This is a genomic window from Sphingopyxis sp. (assembly GCF_019459305.1).
In the GTDB taxonomy this organism is placed as follows: domain Bacteria; phylum Pseudomonadota; class Alphaproteobacteria; order Sphingomonadales; family Sphingomonadaceae; genus Sphingopyxis.
The window spans coordinates 21,163-40,452 of sequence record NZ_JAIBES010000045.1; the positions used below are offsets into that span (position 1 = coordinate 21,163).

A 19,290-nucleotide genomic window follows, 5' to 3' on the forward strand; every position below is an offset into this window, starting at 1 on the left:
CGTCAGTCCAGCCTTTCCAGCGTTCGCCGCGTCTTCTCGGTCTCGACATTGCCGGTGTTCAGGGTTGATCCGGGTTCGAGCAACACGACATGGCAATCGCCGCCCAGCGCCTCGGGACAATGTTCGACACCGCACGGCACGATGATGAACTCGCCCGGCTCCACGATCACGTCGCCGGTTCGCAGCCCCATTTTCATCCTTCCGGCGACGACGAGAAATAATTCGTCCTCGATATCATGATGATGCCAGTCAAACTTACCGTCGAGCTTGACTAGCTTTACCTGAAAATTGTTGATGTCGCCCGCGACATGCGGGCTCCAGGCTTCGGGGATTTTTGCAAAGGCTTCGGCGAGATTGACCTTGGCGACCATCATCATTCTCCCGGCGCTGTTGCCTTGATCGCGAGCGCGTGAACGCGCTGCCCCGGTAAATCGCCGAGCGCCTTGTTCACCGTGCGTTGGCGGGCGACGCGATCCATCCCGGAAAAGCCCGCCCATTCGATGGTCAGGCTGAAATGCGATTCGCCCGATCCATCGTCGCCCGCGTGGCCGTGATGGCTGGCACTATCGTTGCTCAGGTTGAAAGTGGCGTCGGGAAAAGCTGCACGAAGCATGCTTTCCATCTCTTGCTGCACGGGGCCATTGCTGCTCATGGGGTTGACCATAACCGCTCCGTCGCCAATTTATAAGACCTCCCCCATCTCTCGAAAGCGGATTTTGCCGACGCCCCCCCGCCCTAACCGTTTCCATGGTCGCGTCCCGCGCGACGAACCCTGCGCCGCGCCCGGATGCCGTGAAGCGGGCGAGTTTCGCGCCCCGATGTCTTGGACACGCTCTCCGGACGGGCCGCCGCAATATCGCTGGCTGTGCCTCGACCATGTCCGCGAATTCAACGCGGGATATAATTTCTTCGAGGGCATGAACCCCGACCAGATCATGGCGGCGCAGTCGCCGACCGCGGGATGGGAGACCGAAAGTCGCAGCTTTCGCCCCGCGGGCAGCGCCGACCTGCCGCCGCGCTGGGCCGATTTCAAGGATCCGATCGATGCGCTGGGCGCGCGTTTTCGCCAGCGGATGGACGAGGCGCGGCGCGGGGCGGCCAATCCGGGGCTGACGCGCGAGGAGCATAGCGCAATGCAATTGCTCGGCCTCGCCGCCGACGCCGACCGCGCCGCGCTGCGGCGACGTTACAGCGAACTCGTCCGCCGCTATCATCCCGACCGTAACGGCGGCGACCGCAGTTTCGAGTCGCGGCTGGGTGAGGTCGTCGCGGCGTATCAATTGCTCCGCAAGACCAAGGCCTTTGCTTGAGGGATAGGTGCGATGAGCAAATTGGATGAGTCCCGCATCGAGGTGGTTCGCCGCCATATGGCACTTGAGATCACCCATGATTGGGACGGCGTGATCGCGACGTTCGATCATCCGCGCTACGAATTGCTCGGCCCCGGTACGGTGTTTGACGGCGAAGCCGCGGTGCGATCCTATTTCGCGGCGTCGCGCGAGCCGTTTCCCGATCAGGCTAACGAGGTGATCGCGATCGCCACCGATCCTGCGACCGACACGGTGCTCGTCGAATTCTGGCTGACCGGTACGCATCTTGGCCAGCTGAAGCTGGGGCTGCGCACGATCGAACCGACCGGCAAGGCGTTTCGCATCCGCATGGCCGCGAGTTTCGAATTTGCTCCCGGAGGCGACAAGATCGTCTGTGAACGCCCCTATTACGACCAGTCGGCGGTGATGAAGGCGCTCGGGCTGCTCTGAAAAGGCGTTGCAAGCTGAAACCGACGCCTATACCGCGCTAGCCGAAGCGCCGGGCACCGGCGACTCTCTCCCGACCGCCTTCGCTGGACCTTTGACATGACCGATATTCCAAACAGCCTTCCCGACCATCACGGTTCGACGCTCCTCGCGGCGCCCGATATCGAGGTCGATGCGCGCGAGCTGTTCGGCATCGACATCGACATGAAGGTTCCGGCGTTCAGCGAGGCCGACGAACGCGTTCCCGACCTTGACCCCGCCTATGTGTTCGACGGCGACACGACGCTCGCGATCCTCGCCGGCTTCAAGTTCAACCGCCGCGTGATGGTCCAGGGCTATCATGGCACCGGCAAGTCGACGCATATCGAACAGGTCGCGGCGCGGCTGAAATGGCCTTGTATCCGTGTCAACCTCGACGCGCATATCAGCCGTATCGACCTCGTCGGCCGCGATGCAATCGTGCTGCGCGACGGTCAGCAGGTTACCGAATTTCGCGAAGGCCTGCTCCCTTGGGCGCTCCAGACGCCGACCGCGCTCGTCTTTGACGAATATGATGCGGGTCGTCCCGACGTGATGTTCGTGATCCAGCGCGTGCTGGAAGCCGAGGGCAAGTTGACCCTGCTCGACCAGAATCGCGTGATCCGCCCAAACCCCTATTTCCGTCTGTTCTCGACCGCCAACACCGTCGGGCTCGGCGATACGAGCGGGCTGTATCATGGCACGCAGCAGATCAATCAGGGCCAGATGGACCGCTGGAACATCGTCGTCACCTTGAACTATCTGCCCGCCGCGACCGAAAGCGCGATCATTCTGGCCAAAGTGCCGAACACCGACAACGCCACGGTTGCCAATATGGTCAAGGTTGCCGATTTGACCCGCCAAGGCTTCATCAACGGCGACATCTCGACGGTCATGAGCCCGCGCACCGTGATCAGCTGGGCGCAGAACGCCGCGATCTTCAACAACCTCGGCTTCGCCTTCCGCCTCAGCTTCCTCAACAAATGCGACGAGGCCGAGCGGATGATTGTCGCCGAATATTATCAGCGCGTGTTCGGCGAGGATTTGCCCGAAGGCGTCATCGGCAAGTGACGATGATGCGCCGCCTGATGGTGGCCGCAACCGCGTTGGCGCTGTCGGGTTGCAGCATCGCTGCCGTCGATTATGGCCCGGTTCGCCACGCCGAATATGTCGCCGATCCGCGCTGTACGGCGCAGCCGGGTGCGGTGGTCGATGGCGACGCCTTGGCGTTGTTCTTTGCCACCACCCGCCTGCCCGACTGCCGCACTGGCGATATCAGCATGCTCCGCCACCGCGGTGACAAGATCCGCTATGGCCGTTTTGCCGTGCCGCGCGAGGTTGAGGTAGGAGGCAAGAAAGAGCTCCGCACGCCGATGGCGTTTCAGGCGTCGGCCGATTGGTGGACGGCATTGCAGGCCGAGACCGATCGGCGGCAGGGCCGCGTCCTGCTTTATGTCCATGGCTATCGCGAGACGTTCGAGACGACATCGAAGGATGCCGCACAGATCGCGCGGATGACCGGCTTTGACGGGCCGGTGATCGAATATAGCTGGCCGTCGCAGGGCGAAGTGCTGAGCTACGCGGTCGATGAGACCAATATGTATCATGACGTCCGCAATTTCCGTGATTTCCTGAAGACGCTCGCCGAGCGGCCGTGGGTCAAGGAAATCGTCGTCGTTTCGCACTCGCTGGGAGCGCGGCTGGTCATTCCGGCCATCGCCTATGTTGATCGCACGTCGAGCAATGCCGACAGCAGCAATATTTCGAACGTCATCCTCGCGTCACCCGACATCGACCGCGAGACATTCGAACGCGACATCGAGGAAGAGGTGCTGTCGGCGCGGCGCGTCGCCAACAACCGGCGGATCACCGTCTATGTCTCGCACGCCGACAAGGCGCTCGCCGCGTCGCGCGCCCTGCACGGCTATCCGCGGCTCGGTTCGCCTTATTGTTTCGATCCGTTCGAGGCGGCCGACCTGAAAGCCAAGGGGCTGCCGGTGCGCTGTTATCCGGTGTCAGTTGCCGGATTGACCGTTGTCGACACCACCGATGTGTCGCGCAGCGCGACCGGGCACAGCAATTTCCTGCGCAGCGCGGTCGCGTGCCGCGATTTCGTCGATGTCGTCGCGGACAAACGGGCGCGACCCGACCGGATCGCGACGCATCTGGCGCATGTGTTCCGGCTGCTCCCCGATCCGGCTGAACCCAAGCCCGACGACGAAGCGATATGCAACCGCGTGCCGGTGGTTGCTGCGCCCTAAAAGCCGCACATGACGGCGAAGTCGGCCAGCCAGATCGCTGGCCCCTCGCCCGTCCACAGCCATAGTCCGCCCGCTGCGACAACCGCGAACAGCCCAAGTGCCACCGCGTCCTGCCGCCGCACCCTCACGCCGGTTGCAGCCGCCTGACCGGCGCGTCGGCGATCGGCAGGTGGACGAGGCCCGCAAACAGCCCAAGCGCGATCGAAATGCCCCACGCAATATTATAGCTGCCGGTGGCGTCAAAGATCAGTCCCGCCATCCACGCGCCGAAAAAGCTGCCGACCTGGTGGCTCAAAAACACGATGCCATAGAGCATCGAGAGGTGGCGGATGCCAAAGATGCGCCCGACGATGCCGCTGGTCAGCGGCACGGTGCCGAGCCACAGAAAGCCCATCGCGCCCGCGAACACCAGCGCGCTGGCATGGGTAAGCGGCAGGAACAGGAACAGCGCGATGACCGCAGCGCGCGCGACATAGAGCCCCGACAGGACATATTTCTGGCGCAGCACATCGCCCGCGCGGCCAAAGATATAGGAGCCAAGGATATTGAAAAGCCCGACCAGCGCCAGCACCTGCGCGCCGATCCCGATCCCCAGCCCCTTGTCGTCGAGATAGGCGGGCAGATGCGTCGCGATGAAAGCGATGTGGAAACCGCACACAAAGAAACCGGCGTTGAGAAGCCAGAAACCATGGTGGGCCCCGGCTTCGCGGAGCGCCTCGCGCGCCGTCTGTTCGGCTTCGGCAGCGACGCCCGGCCCGCCATCGGTGCGACCGGCGACCCCGATCGCCAGCAATCCACATAGCGCGACCAGTCCCGCCATGATCCATAGCGTCTGGTGATAGCCGACTTCGCCGAGCAGCATCGATGCGAGCGGCACGACAAGGAACTGCCCGAGCGACCCGCCCGCGGTAACGATGCCGAACGCGCTGCTGCGCTTTTCGGGGCTGACGACGCGCCCGACCGCGCCGAGCACAACGACAAAAGTCGTCGCCGACTGCGCCATACCGATAAAAATGCCGAAGCTGATATGCAGCCCGATCGCATCGGTCGCAAACGCCGCGCCGATCAAGCCGAGCGCGTAAAGGAGCGCGCCCCCTAGCACGACGCGGCCCGCGCCATGCTTGTCGGCCAGCGCGCCGACGAACGGCTGAACCAGTCCGAAGAGCAGGTTCTGGAGCGCCATCGCGAGGCCGAAGTCGGATCGGCTGATCCCGATATCGACGCTCATCTGCGGCAGGAACAGCCCGAACGACTGGCGGACGCCCATCGCCAGCGTGACGATGAACGCCGCGCAGGCGATGACGATCCAAGGCTTTTTCATTAGGGACAGGGCGGGAGAGCTCATCCCAGCCGGATGCGCCCGCGCCTGAACGGCGTCAAGCGAGCTTAGCTATCTGGTTATCTACTCCCTATTCGTCACCCCGGATCATGTCCGGGGTGACGATCGCAACGAGAAATTTCTGGCTCTCTTCCTTCCTTCGTAAAAGCTAGTTAGAGCCGACTCGAAATGACCACCTCCTCGCCCCTCGACGATTTCAAGGCTGCGCTCTCCAGCGTCGCCCGCGCCGTCACCCGCGATGCCGAGGTTGAGGTAGGCTTTACCGCCGACGCCCCGGCGCAGATCGGCAAGGCGATCAAGGTGCCGACCCCTTCGCGCACCCTGCCCGCCGATCAGGTCGCCGAAGCGCGCGGTTTTGCCGATTCCTATGCGCTGCGCATGAAGCACCACAGCGAGAAGCTGCACGCTGCGGCGCGTCCAGCCGAACCGCTCGCCGCCGCCGCCTTCGACGCGATGGAACGCGCCCGGATCGAGGCTTTGGGCGCGCGCCATATGGACGGCATGCGCGCCAACTTATCGGCTAGTCTGGCGATGCGGATGCGCAGCGATCCGATTTCGCGCGCGCAGGGCCGCGATGACGTCCCGATGTCGAGCGCGCTCGAGCTTATGCTGCGCGAGGCACTGACCGGCGAGGCCGCGCCGCAGGGGACTGAAACCGGCCTGTCATTGGTCCGCGAATGGATCGCCAAGGAAGCCGGCGGCGACCTGACCGCGCTGTCGATGCTGCTCGACGATCAGGCGGCCTTTGCCGAAACCGCCAAGCTCGCACTGCGCCATCTCGACCTGATCCAGAGCGACGAACCACTGGAACAGGGCGGCGAGGATGGCGGCGAGGAGGATGAGAGCGAAGCCGACGAAAGCCAGGAAGAGCAGGACAGCGAAGACGGTGGCGCCGGTGAAAGCCAGGTCGATGCGCGCGCCGAAATGGCCGGCGATCAGGCAGACGACGGCGAAAGCGACCCCGACGCGCAGGAAATGGAAGCCGACGGTGAACCCGAAATGGGCGGCGAAGGCGATGAGGGCATGTTGCCCGTGCGCCCCAACCGCCTGCCCGGCGACATCCCCGATTTCAATTACCTGCGCTTCACCGAAAAGCATGATGAAATCATTCTCGCGACCGAGCTGTGCGATGCCGACGAACTGACCCGGCTGCGCGCCTATCTCGACCAGCAGATGCAGCATCTGCAGGGCGCGGTGACGAAGCTCGCTAACCGTTTGCAGCGCCGGTTGATGGCGCAGCAGAACCGCGCGTGGGATTTCGATCAGGAGGAAGGCCAGCTCGACGCGGCACGGCTCGCGCGCGTGATCGTCTCGCCCGGCCAGTCACTGAGCTACAAGATCGAACGCGATACCGATTTTCGCGACACCGTCGTCACCCTGTTGATCGACAATTCGGGATCGATGCGCGGGCGGCCGATCAGCATCGCCGCAATCAGCGCCGACATCCTCGCGCGCACGCTGGAACGATGCGGCGTGAAGACCGAAATTTTGGGGTTCACCACCCGGACCTGGAAGGGCGGCCAGAGCCGCGAGGACTGGCTCGCCGCCGGACGTCCCGCGCACCCCGGGCGCCTCAACGACCTGCGCCACATCATCTACAAGCCCGCCGACGAACCCTATCGCCGTGCGCGCAAGTCGCTGGGACTGATGATGCGCGAAGGGCTGCTCAAGGAAAATATCGACGGCGAAGCGCTCACATGGGCGCACAGCCGCATCATCGGCCGCCCCGAAGAACGCAAGATTTTGATGGTGATCAGCGACGGTGCGCCGGTCGACGACAGCACCTTGTCGGTGAACCATGGCGCCTATCTCGACCAACATCTGCGCCAGGTGATCGACTGGATCGAGAATCGCTCGCCGGTCGAGCTGTGTGCGATCGGCATCGGCCACGACGTCACGCGCTATTACAGCCGCGCGGTGACGATCATGGATGCCGAACAGCTTGGCGGTACAATGGTCGAACAGCTCGCGGGATTGTTCGATATCGATTGATCTGAAAGCAAAAGGGGGAGCAGCAACGCCGCTCCCCTTGTTTGTTTCTTTAACACCCGGCCTCCACCGGAGGCGTCTATTTCGTCTTCCCGGACCAAGCTGCGGGGTCGAAACCCTCCAGCGTGTCACCCTTGGCACCCGCAGCGATTTCCTCAGCGGTCAGGAACTTGATCGCGACGCCGCCGGCCTTCGTATTGCCCCAGCTGAGTGCGGTGATGTGGCTGTCGCCATATTTGGCGCCGATCACGGCGTCGGCGCCAAGCTTTTCTCCGCGTTCCCATATCTCGTCATAGATCTTCTGCTGCGACGGCTCTTTGCTGAAAATCGTCGCCTTGCGGACGCCCGCGGTCACGACGCCGACGATCTTATAGGGTTGGTCGGTGATGTCGTGCGGAAAGACCGGCACGCCCATCTCTTCGTTGACCACGACGTAGGTCACATCCTTTTTCTTCGCGACCGCCGGTGTCGCCACGGCCATTGCCGTCACGGCGACCGCCGCAAGAAGGTTGATTCGCTTCATGATAGTGCTCCCCCAATGGAGCGGCTTTCATCCGACGCACGGCGGGCCAAGGTCAACCAGATTTTGTCTTGGCAAAGCGCCCCGATCATGGCCTAAAAGTCGCCGGGGTTTCAGGGGGATATCATGACTGCACTTCAGGCGGCGCTTGCCGCGGCTTGGTCCATGGCGGCGTTGCAGGGCGCGCCGGCCGCCCCCCCCGTTCCGGTCGCCGCCGCGGCCGAACCGATGACGGTCGAGCCCGCCGCAGTACGGACCGCGCCGGTCGTTCTGCCGCTGCTTTTGCGGCGCGACACGCCGATCCATTTCATGGTGATCAACGAAGTGACGACCAAGACGCATCGGGCAGGCCATCGTTTCAAATTGCGCGTCGACAAGCCCGTGATCGTCGATGGTGACGTCGTCATCGCGGTGGGTGCCACAGGGTGGGGCGAAGTCACCGCCGCGACGGGCAGCGGCAATATTGGGAAATCGGGCAAGTTGCAGGCGAAGCTTCTCTATGTCGAAAGCCGCGGCCTTCAGATTCCGATTAATGGCACCAACGCCGCCAAGGGGGCCGGCGGTGGCGGCGAGACCGCGCTCGGGATCCTCGCGCTCGGTCCGCTCGGTCTGTTTGCCAAGGGCAACAACGCCAAGATCAAGGCGGGCGAACTGATGACCGGCTTCGTTGAGCAGGACATCGAAATCCCGCGCGCGGTGCCGCCCGGGCTATGACATGGCGTCTCGCCGTCACTATCGGCCTTGCGCTCGCCAACCCGGCGTCGAGCCGGGATGCAAACAACGGCTTGCCGATTTCCGGCGCTTCCGAGTCAAGCATTCTGATCCCGGCGGGCACCATCATCGACCTCGTCACCACCAACACCGTTTCCAGCAAGAAAAGCGTCAAAGGCGATCTTCTCTATTTGAAAGTTGCGTCACCGCTGATCGTCGACGGCATCGTGGCGATACCCGCCGATACCATTGTCGTTGGCCAGTTGAGCCAGGCCGACCAGCGCGGCGCATTCGGTAAGAAGGGCAGGTTAGAAGTCCAGTTTCTCTACGCCGAGCTTCCCGGCGGTACTGTGCGGATCAGCGGCGCACTCGAAGCCAGAGGCAAAGGGGGCGCCGACGATGCAGCAGCCACTGCGGCGGCCTTTCTTCTGCTACCATTTGTTGCCACCGGGCGCAGCGCGGAAATTCCCGCCGGATCGCAAGTATCGGGCCGCCTCGATCGCGACCTTTTCATCGACCGCCACTGACCGTCCGACTCTTCGCCACCCCGCAGGGTGACAACCCCCTCCCCCCTCGTTACAAACCCCATCGGAGCAGCAGGGACTCGCGGCCTGACGACGGGAGCCGCTGCGCCGAAATTCATGCTGTGGGTCGCCAGCATGGCTTGGGGCCGCACCGGGGTGGTGCGTGGCTGAGGGGGCGACTGTACATGAAAAAAGCATCCGATTTGTTCATCGAATGTCTGGAAGAAGAAGGCGTCGAGTATATTTTCGGCGTCCCGGGCGAAGAAAATCTGGACTTTCTCGACAGCTTGTCGCGATCGACGCAGATCAAGCTGATCCTGACACGGCACGAGCAGGGCGCGGGGTTCATGGCCGCGACCTATGGCCGCCATACCGGCAAGACCGGGGTTTGCCTCGCGACGCTCGGCCCCGGCGCTACCAACTTCGTCACCGCGGCCGCCTATGCCCAGCTCGGCGGCATGCCAATGATGATGATCACCGGGCAAAAGCCGATCAAGAAATCGAAACAAGGCCGCTTCCAGATTCTCGACGTCGTCGCGATGATGGGACCGATCACCAAATATACCCACCAGATGGCGGCATCGGACAATATCCCGAGCCGGGTCCGCGAAGCGTTCCGCCTCGCCGAAGAGGAAAAGCCCGGCGCGGTGCATATCGAGCTGCCCGAGGATATCGCCGACGAACATACCGACGCGACGCCGCTGAAACGCAGCCACTCGCGTCGTCCGACCGCGGACGTCAAATCGATCCGCGAGGCGGTGAAGGCGCTCGAAGCCGCGAAGTCACCCGTGCTTGTGATCGGCGCCGGTGCCAACCGCACGATGACCAGCCGCATGCTGCTGCAATTCATCGAAAAGACCGGCATCCCGTTCCTGACGACCCAATTGGGCAAGGGTGTGATCGACGAGCGGCATCCGAAATTTCTGGGCTGCGCCGCGCTCAGTTCGGGCGATTTCGTCCACCGCGCGGTCGAGGCGTCCGACTGCATCGTCAACCTGGGTCATGACGTTATCGAAAAACCGCCCTTTTTCATGCAGCGCGGCGGGCCGACCGTCATCCACGTGTCGTCGAAGACCGCCGAAGTCGATCCGGTCTATTTCCCGAATATCGAGGTCATCGGCGATATCGCGAATGCAGTGTGGCAGATGAAGGAAGACATCGTCCCCAGCGGCAGCTGGAAATTCGACCACATGCTGAAGTTCCGCCAGGGCGAGATCGAACATACCAAGCCGCTGGCCGAAGACGCGCGTTTCCCGATCTTTCCGCCGCATCTGGTCCAGTCGATCCGCGACGCGATGCCCGACGATGGCATCATCTGCCTCGACAATGGCGTGTACAAAATCTGGTTCGCGCGCGGATACACCGCTTATCGCCCGAACACTGTTCTGCTCGACAATGCGCTGGCGACGATGGGCGCCGGCCTGCCCAGCGCGATGATGTCGGCGATGATCTATCCCGATCGGAAGGTCATGGCAGTGTGCGGCGACGGCGGGTTCATGATGAACAGCCAGGAGATGGAAACCGCTGTGCGGTTAGGGCTCAACATGACGGTGCTGATCCTCAACGACAACAGCTATGGCATGATCCGCTGGAAACAGGCGAATATGGGCTTCAAGGATTGGGGCCTGACCTATGGTAACCCCGATTTCGTCAAATATGCCGAAGCCTATGGCGCCCACGGCCACCGCGTGACCAGCGCCGCGCATCTACAGGAACTGCTGGCGCATACTCGCGATACACCAGGGGTGCATCTGATTGACTGTCCGGTCGATTACAGCGAGAACGATCAGATTTTGAACACCGATATCAAGAAGATATCGAAAGAGATGTAATAAAAGGGTCCCTCCCCCCAAGGGGAGGGGGAGAATCCGCATGAAACTCAAAGACGTCTATCCGCTCTATCTCAACAACAAGGCGGTGCAGCCGAACGCCGACCTGGAGGTGACCGACAAATACACTGGCAAGGTCGCGTTCCGCACTGCGTTGGCGACCCCCGATGTGATCGACGAAGCGATCGCGGGTGCGGTGCGCGCCGCCGAGCCGATGGCGCGGCTCGCAAGTTTCGAGAAGCGCGACGTGCTGCTGCACTGCGTGACGCGGTTTCAGGAGCGGTTCGACGAACTCGCCTACGCACTGTGCGTCGAGGCTGGCAAACCGATCGCCGACAGCGAGGGCGAAGTCACCCGCCTGATCGACACCTTCCGCATCGCCGCTGAGGAAGCGACGCGCAATTATGGCGAAGTCCAGCCGCTTGACATTTCGGCGCGCGCGAAGGGCTATATGGGGATGTGGAAGCGCGTGCCGATCGGGCCGTGCAGCTTCATCTCGCCGTTCAACTTCCCGCTGAACCTCGCCGCGCACAAGATCGCCCCCGCGATCGCGATCGGCTGTCCGTTCGTGATGAAGCCCGCCAGCATGACGCCGCTGGGCGCGATCATCATGGGCGAAGTGCTCGCCGAATGCGACATCCTGCCCGAAGGCGCGTTCAGTATCCTGCCCGCGAGTCGCGCGGGAGCCGACCTGTTTACCACCGACGAGCGGTTGAAGTTGCTGTCGTTCACCGGCTCCCCCGGCGTCGGTTGGGATCTCAAGGCGAAGGCAGGAAAGAAAAAGGTCGTGCTTGAGCTGGGCGGCAACGCAGCGGTGGTCGTCGACAAGGATGCCGATCTCGACCATGCGCTCGCGCGGATCATCTTCGGCGGCTATTACCAGTCGGGGCAAAGCTGCATCCATGTACAGCGCGTGATCATCCATGCGGACATATACGACAAGTTCCGCGACATGCTCACCGTGAAGGTCAAAGCCTTGAAATCGGGTGATCCCAAGCACCGCAGCACCTTCATCGGGCCGATGATTTCGGTCAAGGAAGCGCAGCGCCTGAAAGGCTGGATCGACGATGCAGTTGCCGCGGGCGCGACCTTGCTGGCGGGTGGCGGCTGCGACGGCAACATGCTTGAGGCAGCCTTGCTGGAGAATGTCCCGGCGGGTAGCGATGTCGTCGTCGAGGAAGCGTTCGGCCCCGTCGTTGTCCTGTCGAAGTTCGCCAAATGGGAGGACGCGCTGGCCGAGGTCAACGACAGTAAGTTCGGGTTGCAGGCGGGGCTGTTCACCAGCGACCTGCAAAAGGTGCTCGACGCATGGGACCATCTCGATGTCGGCGGCATAGTCGTCAACGACGTGTCGAGCTACCGCGTCGACAATATGCCTTATGGCGGGGTGAAGGACAGCGGACTCGGCCGCGAAGGCGTGCGTTTCGCCATGGAAGATATGAGCGAAATCCGCAATTTGGTGATTCGGCGGACCTGAAAAGCCCTCCCCCTTGATGGGCGAAGTTGAATGGGGGTGGCTGCGCATCCTCGCGCTGTCGCTTCAGAGCGATAGCACACTCCCACCGCTGCGACTAAGCCAGCAAGCTGGCAAGTCTCGCGGCCTCCCCCATCAAGGGGGAGGAAAGGCGGGCTGTCACAAAACCGCCCCCAAATCGTCGCCGAACCGACGCCGCTTTGAATCGCACAGTGTCACAAAACTCCTGTCTAGGCCGTGGGCAGCCAAAAGCTGTTTACGGAGTGTGACATGGCATCGATTTCGACCCTGCCCATCCCCGCGCGTTTTCCCGACCCCTTCGCCACCGACCCGCACGTCCCCGAACGCCTGATCGGCGAGCGGCGGAGCTATCGTGCGGTGTGGGTCAGCGACATCCACCTCGGCACCCGCGGTTGCAACGCCGCGATGCTGATCGACTTTTTCGACCATGTCGATTGCGAGACGCTCTACCTGGTCGGCGACATCATCGACGGCTGGCGCCTCAAGAAACGCCATTTCTGGCCGCCCGAACATAATGACGTCGTCTGGCGGGTGCTCAAGCGCGCCAAGCGCGGCACGCGCGTTGTCTATGTCCCCGGCAACCATGACGAGATGGTCAAGCCGTTCGATGGCTTCGATTTTGGCGAGGTTGAGATCCGGCGCGAGGCGATCCATGAAACCGCTGACGGCCGCAAATTGCTGGTCGTCCACGGCGACGAGTTCGACGCCGTGATGCTTGCGCACCGCTGGCTCGCCTTCGTCGGCGACGCCGCCTACACCGCGCTGATGAAGTGCAATGTGGTCGTGAACCGCATCCGCAGCGCCTTTGGCCTGCCCTATTGGTCGCTGTCGATGGTCGCCAAGCACAAGGTCAAGAACGCGGTCCAGTTTATCGGGCGCTACGAGGAAGTCGTCGCCCACGCCGCGCGCTCGCGCGGGGTGGATGGCGTGGTGTGCGGCCATATCCACAGCGCCGAGATGCGCGAGATCGAGGGCACCGAATATTATAACGACGGCGACTGGGTAGAGGGTTGCACCGCGCTGGTCGAGCATCATGACGGCACGATGGAGATATTGCACTGGGCCGAGGAAGTCGCGGCACGCGCCGTGCCGACGGTCCTCGAACTCCCCGCCCCAGCGCGCGCCGCATGAGGATATTGATCGTCAGCGACGCGTGGGAGCCGCAGGTCAACGGCGTCGTCCGTACCTTGCAGGCAACAATCGCCGAGTTGCGCGCCGCGGGGCATGAGGTCAGCGTCGTCTCGCCCGACCTGTTTCGCTCAATCCCCTGCCCGTCCTACCCCGAAATCCGCCTCGCGTTTGCGGGTTGGCGCAAGGTCGGGCGGCATATCCGCGCCTTTGCGCCGCAGGCAATTCATATCTCAACCGAAGGGCCGCTCGGGCTGGCGGCGCGACGCTGGTGCCTGAAACACGGCTTTCCGTTCACCACCGCCTATCACACTCGCTTTCCCGAATATGTCGCGGCGCGGTTGCCGCTGTCACCCGCGTTCATATGGCGCTTCATCCGCTGGTTCCACCGCCCGGCGCGGCACATCATGGTCGCGACGCGCAGCCTGGCGCGCGAACTCGCCGGTCAGGGGCTCGGCCAGACGATGATGTGGGAGCGCGGGGTCGATCATCAGCAGTTCCACGCCGACCGCGCACCGCATCCCGCCTATTCCGACTTGCCACGCCCGATCCAGCTCTATGTCGGGCGCGTAGCGGTCGAAAAGAATATCGGTGCGTTTCTGGATGTCGACCGCTCCGGCACCAAAGTCGTTGTCGGCGATGGCCCCGCGCTTGCAGCACTCAAGGCGCAGCACCCCGGCGCGCTGTTTCTCGGCAAGCTTGGCGGCGAAACGCTCGCGGCAGCCTATGCGGGCGCCGATGTGTTCGTCTTCCCCAGCCGCACCGACACCTTCGGTCTTGTCGTCATCGAGGCGTTAAGCTGCGGCACCCCGGTCGCCGCCTTTCCCGTTCCCGGTCCCGGCGACATCATCCGCGATGGAGCAGGCGCGCTCGACGAAGATCTGGGCCGCGCGATCGACACCGCACTGGCGTGCGACCGCGGCGATGCCGCGTCGCTGGGCGCGCGCTACAGCTGGGCGAGCTGTACAGCGCAGTTTGTGAGCGCGCTCACCTTCGTTCCCGCTGATCGGACGCCCGCGGGCAAGGTCAAAAATGTCGGTCTTGCGGCCTGATCCCTTCCCCTTGATGGGGGAAGGATATGAAGCCTTGCGCCACAGGCGCTAGGCTGAGTTGGATGCGGGTGACGGTGCGACCTTGCACCGTAGGTTCTGGCCGAGACTGCACCTCCACCGCTGCGACTAAGCCAGCAAGCTGGCAAGTCTCGCTGCCTCCCCCATCGAGGGGGAGGTAGATTTTTCGTCAGAACGTCTTGCGCCACTCCAGTTCGATATAGCGGCCCAGCGGGTCGATGTAGCCGGGCTGATAGTTCAGCGGTACCACACCGTTCGCATCGGTGATCTTGCGTTGCGCGTCGAACAGATTGTCGATCGACAGACGCAGACGCGACCCCTTCAGGAACGGCAAGGTCTCGATCAGTTTCGGCTTCTGGTTCAGATCGACAAAGAAGCGCAGATCAAAAGTTGCCAGATCGCCGAAGTTCAGGTCGCCCGCGGTGCCGCCAGTGACGGTGCTGCCGCTGTCATATTTGGCGCTGAGCCGCACGCCCATGCCCTTGTAGAACACACCACCGTCGAGCTCGAGCAGGTGGCGGTTGCTACCGCCGCCGCTGCCGGTCGCCGAACCGTCGAGCAAATCGAGTTCGGCTACGCCCGGACGGATCAGGATTGTGTCGGTCAGCTTGTAGGTGTGGTACAGCGACACCGACCAGCGCCCGCCCTGCGGACCGCGGCCAAACATCGCGCCGGGGCCGCCGCCGCCGCGACCGCCAGCTCGCGGACCACCGCCGCCGCGCGACCGGTCGGCGCCAGCACCTGGTCCACTACCGGGGCGCGCCGCCTGCTCGGGCTGGCCAAAGCTCTTGCCGAAGTTCAGACCCCAACGGATTTGCGAATTCTCCGTCTCGTCAAAATTAACCGGCCGCTGATCGAGCGCGATCAGGGCGCCATTGGCGTCACGCGTGACGCGATCAGGGAACGCCGCTTCAATCTCGGGCGTCAGCAGCGGCAAGCTGTTCGACGTGTCACTGCTTTTGTTGCGGTTGTAATTGACCGATAGGCGCAGGCCTTCGAGCATCGGCACTTCCCAATTCAGTCCGAGCTTGAGGTCACGGCGCTGTTCGGCAAGCAGGAAAGGATTGCCTCCAGTTGTCGTCGTGATCTCGACCGTTTGACCGGTCGCAAAATCATAATAGGTGACCGCGGGCGTGACCAACGGCGCCGCACCCAGCTGCTGGATACCCGGGGCGGCTTCATCATTGTTGAAGCTCGCGATCAGCGACAGATTGTCGGTGACGCCCCAGTTGAGGTTTGCGCCCCAGTTCTTGAGCGCCTCGAAATCGCTAGGATTGGCGACCTGCCCGCTCAGCGTCAGGGAAACGCGGCCGATGTTGCCGATTTCATATTCGGGATCGAGCAGCGGCACCGTCAGCGACCCGAACACGCTCGGCGTGTCGCGACTCAGCTCGGTGGTGGTGATTGCGCCCGAGCGTTCGGACTGGCTTTCGAAACGCAGCCCCGAATAGCTGCCCGTCATCGACAGGCGGATCGGCCCGGCCCAGCCTTCGGTCATGGTGCCGGACAGGTTCGCGCTGCCGCCAAAGCTTTGTTGGCTGCTGTCGAACCGGTCGCGCGCACCGGTCACCCGATCGGTGAAGGTGCGCTGATCAGCATCACCATAATTGCCCGATAGCGACCAGCGCCAGTCGCCGAGCATACCGTTGACGCTGGCGGTCGTCGCCAGGTTACGGCTGCGGCTGTCGCGTTCGAGTGGGACGTCGCCGCCGGCTACGACGGGGCCGAGGAACGACGAGCTGTCGGTCTGGTCCAGCCGCAGGTTGATGGACGCGTCGGTCACCTTGTTCAGGCTGCGCTGGATCGTCGCATCGATCAGATAGGTGTCGCTTTCGGGCAGCAGGCTGCGCGTCGCGGGGCCGAGGCCGCGCTCACTCTCAGTCAGCATCGTCGACTGTTCCCAGCCCGCATTCACGTTGACCCGGCCATTTTCGCCGATCGCCAGAAAGCTGCCCTCGACCTCGCTCTGGAAGCGCCCGCCCTGGGTCGGAATGCCGCCTTCGGCCTCAACCGCGATCTGGCGGAAATTGGGCTTGAGTACCATGTTGACGACGCGTTCGTCGGCCGAATAACCATATTGCAGCGCGACCTCTTCAGGGAAAATCTCGACCTTGGCGATTGCTTCGGGGGGCAGGTTGCGCACCTCGCCAAAGCCGCCGATACGGCGTCCGTTGATCAGGATGATCGGCCGCCCGCCGCCGCGCCCGCGGCCCGACCGCGTCTGCGGCGCGAGCGCCTCGAGCAGCTCGGACACATTCGAGACGCCGTAGCTAGCGACCGCAGCCTCATCGAGTTCAGCTTCGGCCTTGATGTCGGTTTCGAGCTGCCCGGCGAGGCGCGGCGCGGTGACGACAATTTCGTCGCCGTCGATATCGTCATACTCGTCCTCGGGATCGCTCGACGCACTGGCAGCTGGCGCGGACGGCTGGTCGGCAACCGCGGTCACGGCGGCGCTGACGCGCATCGCGTCGGTTTCGGCCATTGCAGGCCAGGCGAGCGCGGCGCTGGCGGTGAGCAACAGGGCGCGCGCGGAAAGGGAGCGGTCGGCATAGGTCATTGGGGGAGAGCCTTTTGTTTTTCTTGCTTCTTATTGGCGCTGCAGGACTGAACCTTTGCTGACGCGCGTCTTTGTCGGCGGTTCATTTATGTCGCAATTGTCGCAACAATGTGTCGAGGCCATCCGAGTTCCACCATGGGTCATATCCACCGCTGGACAGCATGGCGCGCTGCCCTTATCGGCCAGCCATGCCGACTCCAGACACATCCGCCGCGCCAAAGCTCGATATTGGGGAATCGATCCTCATCATCGATTTCGGCAGCCAGGTAACCCAGCTCATCGCCCGCCGCGTCCGTGAAGCGGGTGTCTATAGCGAGATTGTCCCCTTCACGCAGGCCGCAGCCGCGCTCGAGCGCATGCAGCCCATGGGGATCATCCTTTCCGGTTCGCCCGCCTCGGTCCCCGCCGACGGCAGTCCGCGCGCGCCGCAATCGGTGTTCGACAGCGGACTGCCGGTCCTGGGCATCTGTTATGGGCAGCAGGTGATGAGCCAGCAGCTTGGCGGCCGCGTCGAACCCGGCGGCGCCGATGGCGAGCGCGACGGCGAATTCGGCCGCGCCTTCCTGACCGTCACCGAACCCTGCGTGTTGTTCGACGGGTTGTGGGACGTGGGCGAGCGCCATCAGGTTTGGATGAGCCACGGCGACAAGGTCACCGAATTTGCCCCCGGTTTCCGCATCGTCGCGGTCAGCGACGGCGCACCCTTTGCACTGATCGCCGACGACGAACGCCGCTATTACGGCACGCAATTCCACCCTGAAGTAGTGCATACCCCCGACGGCGCCAAGCTGATCGCCAACTTTGTTCGCCATGTCTGCGGGTGCAGTGGCGACTGGACGATGGCCGAATTTCGCGCAACCAAGATCGCCGAGATCCGCGCGCAGGTCGGCGACAAGCGCGTGCTGTGCGGGCTATCGGGCGGGGTCGACAGCGCGGTCGCCGCGGTGCTGATCCACGAGGCGATCGGCGAACAGCTGACCTGCGTCTTCGTCGATCACGGCCTGCTCCGCATGAACGAGCGCGAACAGGTCGAACGTCTGTTCCGCGACCATTACAACATTCCGCTGGTGGTCGTGGATGCGGAGGAACGCTTTATGGCGGGCCTCGCGGGGGTCACCGACCCCGAGGCGAAGCGCAAGTTCATCGGCGGCGAATTCATCAACGTGTTCGACGAGGAAGCCCAGAAGCTGGGCGGCGCCGACTTCCTCGCCCAAGGCACGCTCTATCCCGATGTCATCGAATCGGTGTCGTTCACCGGTGGGCCGAGCGTCACGATCAAAAGCCACCACAATGTCGGCGGCCTGCCCGCGCGCATGAAAATGGCGCTGGTCGAACCCTTGCGCGAATTGTTCAAGGACGAGGTCCGCCTGCTCGGCAAGGAACTCGGCCTCCCCGACATCTTCGTCGGCCGCCACCCCTTCCCCGGCCCCGGCCTCGCGATCCGTATCCCCGGCGAAGTGTCGAAAGACCGCTGCGATATCCTGCGCAAGGCCGACGCGGTGTATCTCGACGAGATCCGCAACGCGGGACTGTACGACGCGATCTGGCAGGCGTTCGCGGTGCTGCTCCCCGTCAAGACCGTCGGCGTGATGGGCGATGGCCGCACCTATGATTTCGTCTGTGCGCTGCGCGCCGTCACCTCGACCGACGGCATGACCGCCGACATTTATCCCTTCGACGCCGCTTTCCTCAGCCGCTGCGCGACGCGCATCATCAACGAGGTGCAGGGCATCAACCGTGTGGTGTATGACTATACCTCGAAACCGCCTGGGACGATCGAGTGGGAATGAAAAAGACGTGGGCATTTAATGAATTATCTTTGATTTACAGATATTTATTTACCCTAGCGTGTACCATATATTCTCCGTTGTCAACGAACCGTATTTCGCTGAATTCAGACGCCTTCGCAGCAAATGGTTGGTGCATAGCGATACAATTTGGCGGTATTTCTGACGGTATTTTTGGGGCCGATTTTTCATCAAAATGTCGGATCGGGCAGAGCGGTCTCCCCCCGTTTGTCGGTCTCCCCCCGGTTTTATTGACCCCAAGCGTCTGATAAAATGATTTCTTTCGGCAATCGCTGCCGGGAAGT

18 protein-coding genes are annotated in these 19,290 nt (G+C 63.0%); 12 read left to right on the forward strand and 6 right to left on the reverse strand.

The features are described from left to right. Nucleotides 1–2: 2 nt before the first annotated feature. Entirely contained in the window at nt 3–377 is a 375-nt protein-coding gene (locus K0M74_RS04815) for a cupin domain-containing protein (protein WP_293968640.1), read from the reverse strand. Continuing rightward, a complete protein-coding gene (locus tag K0M74_RS04820; RefSeq protein ID WP_293968736.1) occupies nt 374–622 on the reverse strand; it encodes a BolA family transcriptional regulator in 249 nt (82 codons plus the stop codon). The genes K0M74_RS04815 and K0M74_RS04820 overlap by 4 nt, the downstream gene beginning before the upstream one ends. Nucleotides 623–818: 196 nt before the next feature. On the opposite strand from K0M74_RS04820, the gene K0M74_RS04825 reads away from it, so the two are divergent. From K0M74_RS04825 to K0M74_RS04840, 4 genes are all read left to right on the forward strand, one after another. After that, on the forward strand, nt 819–1,310 hold the full coding sequence (locus tag K0M74_RS04825; RefSeq protein WP_293968642.1) for a DnaJ domain-containing protein: 492 nt from the start codon (nt 819–821) through the stop codon (nt 1,308–1,310). Nucleotides 1,311–1,322: 12 nt separating this feature from the next. Continuing rightward, nucleotides 1,323–1,760: an ester cyclase gene (locus K0M74_RS04830; RefSeq protein WP_293968644.1), complete on the forward strand. Its 438-nt coding sequence runs from the start codon at nt 1,323–1,325 to the stop codon at nt 1,758–1,760. A 96-nt stretch (nt 1,761–1,856) separates the two neighbouring features. Then, complete coding sequence (gene cobS / locus K0M74_RS04835; RefSeq protein ID WP_293968646.1) at nt 1,857–2,846, forward strand: cobaltochelatase subunit CobS; 990 nt, start codon at nt 1,857–1,859, stop codon at nt 2,844–2,846. Between the two features lie 2 nt (nt 2,847–2,848). Next, nucleotides 2,849–4,036: an alpha/beta hydrolase gene (locus K0M74_RS04840; protein WP_293968648.1), complete on the forward strand. Its 1,188-nt coding sequence runs from the start codon at nt 2,849–2,851 to the stop codon at nt 4,034–4,036. On the opposite strand, the gene K0M74_RS04845 is transcribed toward K0M74_RS04840, so the two are convergent. Together K0M74_RS04845 and K0M74_RS04850 are read right to left on the reverse strand one after the other, a co-directional pair. After that, complete coding sequence (locus K0M74_RS04845; protein ID WP_293968650.1) at nt 4,033–4,164, reverse strand: hypothetical protein; 132 nt, start codon at nt 4,162–4,164, stop codon at nt 4,033–4,035. The genes K0M74_RS04840 and K0M74_RS04845 overlap by 4 nt on opposite strands. Beyond that, a complete protein-coding gene (locus K0M74_RS04850) occupies nt 4,161–5,381 on the reverse strand; it encodes an MFS transporter (protein ID WP_293968652.1) in 1,221 nt (406 codons plus the stop codon). Before K0M74_RS04850 ends, K0M74_RS04845 begins: the two co-directional genes overlap by 4 nt. Before the next feature lie 162 nt (nt 5,382–5,543). On the opposite strand from K0M74_RS04850, the gene cobT reads away from it, so the two are divergent. Then, nucleotides 5,544–7,367: a cobaltochelatase subunit CobT gene (gene cobT, locus K0M74_RS04855; protein WP_293968654.1), complete on the forward strand. Its 1,824-nt coding sequence runs from the start codon at nt 5,544–5,546 to the stop codon at nt 7,365–7,367. A 76-nt stretch (nt 7,368–7,443) separates the two neighbouring features. Here cobT and K0M74_RS04860 read toward each other — a convergent pair whose 3' ends face one another. Next, complete coding sequence (locus tag K0M74_RS04860; RefSeq protein WP_293968656.1) at nt 7,444–7,887, reverse strand: hypothetical protein; 444 nt, start codon at nt 7,885–7,887, stop codon at nt 7,444–7,446. Nucleotides 7,888–8,010: 123 nt separating this feature from the next. Between K0M74_RS04860 and K0M74_RS04865 the strand changes: the two genes are divergently transcribed. The 6 genes from K0M74_RS04865 (at nt 8,011) to K0M74_RS04890 (ending at nt 14,623) form a co-directional block, all read left to right on the forward strand. After that, a complete protein-coding gene (locus K0M74_RS04865; RefSeq protein ID WP_293968658.1) occupies nt 8,011–8,598 on the forward strand; it encodes a hypothetical protein in 588 nt (195 codons plus the stop codon). Then, complete coding sequence (locus tag K0M74_RS04870; RefSeq protein WP_293968660.1) at nt 8,595–9,122, forward strand: hypothetical protein; 528 nt, start codon at nt 8,595–8,597, stop codon at nt 9,120–9,122. The genes K0M74_RS04865 and K0M74_RS04870 overlap by 4 nt, the downstream gene beginning before the upstream one ends. Nucleotides 9,123–9,304: 182 nt before the next feature. Beyond that, nucleotides 9,305–10,951, forward strand: coding sequence for an acetolactate synthase large subunit (locus K0M74_RS04875; RefSeq protein ID WP_088441150.1), 1,647 nt, complete (start codon nt 9,305–9,307; stop codon nt 10,949–10,951). Between the two features lie 40 nt (nt 10,952–10,991). Then, a complete protein-coding gene (locus tag K0M74_RS04880) occupies nt 10,992–12,425 on the forward strand; it encodes an aldehyde dehydrogenase family protein (RefSeq protein ID WP_293968664.1) in 1,434 nt (477 codons plus the stop codon). Nucleotides 12,426–12,692: 267 nt separating this feature from the next. After that, nucleotides 12,693–13,574 carry a UDP-2,3-diacylglucosamine diphosphatase gene (locus K0M74_RS04885; protein WP_293968666.1) on the forward strand — a complete coding sequence of 294 codons (882 nt, stop codon included), beginning with the start codon at nt 12,693–12,695 and terminating at the stop codon, nt 13,572–13,574. Beyond that, nucleotides 13,571–14,623 carry a glycosyltransferase family 1 protein gene (locus K0M74_RS04890; RefSeq protein ID WP_293968668.1) on the forward strand — a complete coding sequence of 351 codons (1,053 nt, stop codon included), beginning with the start codon at nt 13,571–13,573 and terminating at the stop codon, nt 14,621–14,623. Before K0M74_RS04885 ends, K0M74_RS04890 begins: the two co-directional genes overlap by 4 nt. Before the next feature lie 187 nt (nt 14,624–14,810). On the opposite strand, the gene K0M74_RS04895 is transcribed toward K0M74_RS04890, so the two are convergent. Further along, complete coding sequence (locus tag K0M74_RS04895) at nt 14,811–17,198, reverse strand: ABC transporter ATP-binding protein (protein ID WP_293968670.1); 2,388 nt, start codon at nt 17,196–17,198, stop codon at nt 14,811–14,813. 188 nt (nt 17,199–17,386) lie between these two features. On the opposite strand from K0M74_RS04895, the gene guaA reads away from it, so the two are divergent. Beyond that, on the forward strand, nt 17,387–18,988 hold the full coding sequence (guaA, locus tag K0M74_RS04900; RefSeq protein WP_293968672.1) for a glutamine-hydrolyzing GMP synthase: 1,602 nt from the start codon (nt 17,387–17,389) through the stop codon (nt 18,986–18,988). Nucleotides 18,989–19,290: the final 302 nt, after the last annotated feature.

Coding starts and splice junctions, on each gene's coding strand:
- cobT (WP_293968654.1), top strand. CDS start 5,544: ATGACCACCTCCTCGCCCCTCGACGATTTCAAGGCTGCGCTCTCCAGC.
- K0M74_RS04890 (WP_293968668.1), top strand. CDS start 13,571: ATGAGGATATTGATCGTCAGCGACGCGTGGGAGCCGCAGGTCAACGGC.
- K0M74_RS04880 (WP_293968664.1), top strand. CDS start 10,992: ATGAAACTCAAAGACGTCTATCCGCTCTATCTCAACAACAAGGCGGTG.
- K0M74_RS04825 (WP_293968642.1), top strand. CDS start 819: ATGTCTTGGACACGCTCTCCGGACGGGCCGCCGCAATATCGCTGGCTG.
- K0M74_RS04850 (WP_293968652.1), bottom strand. CDS start 5,381: ATGAGCTCTCCCGCCCTGTCCCTAATGAAAAAGCCTTGGATCGTCATC.
- K0M74_RS04860 (WP_293968656.1), bottom strand. CDS start 7,887: ATGAAGCGAATCAACCTTCTTGCGGCGGTCGCCGTGACGGCAATGGCC.
- cobS (WP_293968646.1), top strand. CDS start 1,857: ATGACCGATATTCCAAACAGCCTTCCCGACCATCACGGTTCGACGCTC.
- K0M74_RS04895 (WP_293968670.1), bottom strand. CDS start 17,198: ATGACCTATGCCGACCGCTCCCTTTCCGCGCGCGCCCTGTTGCTCACC.
- K0M74_RS04885 (WP_293968666.1), top strand. CDS start 12,693: ATGGCATCGATTTCGACCCTGCCCATCCCCGCGCGTTTTCCCGACCCC.
- guaA (WP_293968672.1), top strand. CDS start 17,387: ATGCCGACTCCAGACACATCCGCCGCGCCAAAGCTCGATATTGGGGAA.
- K0M74_RS04870 (WP_293968660.1), top strand. CDS start 8,595: ATGACATGGCGTCTCGCCGTCACTATCGGCCTTGCGCTCGCCAACCCG.
- K0M74_RS04815 (WP_293968640.1), bottom strand. CDS start 377: ATGATGATGGTCGCCAAGGTCAATCTCGCCGAAGCCTTTGCAAAAATC.
- K0M74_RS04865 (WP_293968658.1), top strand. CDS start 8,011: ATGACTGCACTTCAGGCGGCGCTTGCCGCGGCTTGGTCCATGGCGGCG.
- K0M74_RS04875 (WP_088441150.1), top strand. CDS start 9,305: ATGAAAAAAGCATCCGATTTGTTCATCGAATGTCTGGAAGAAGAAGGC.
- K0M74_RS04830 (WP_293968644.1), top strand. CDS start 1,323: ATGAGCAAATTGGATGAGTCCCGCATCGAGGTGGTTCGCCGCCATATG.
- K0M74_RS04840 (WP_293968648.1), top strand. CDS start 2,849: ATGATGCGCCGCCTGATGGTGGCCGCAACCGCGTTGGCGCTGTCGGGT.
- K0M74_RS04820 (WP_293968736.1), bottom strand. CDS start 622: ATGGAAAGCATGCTTCGTGCAGCTTTTCCCGACGCCACTTTCAACCTG.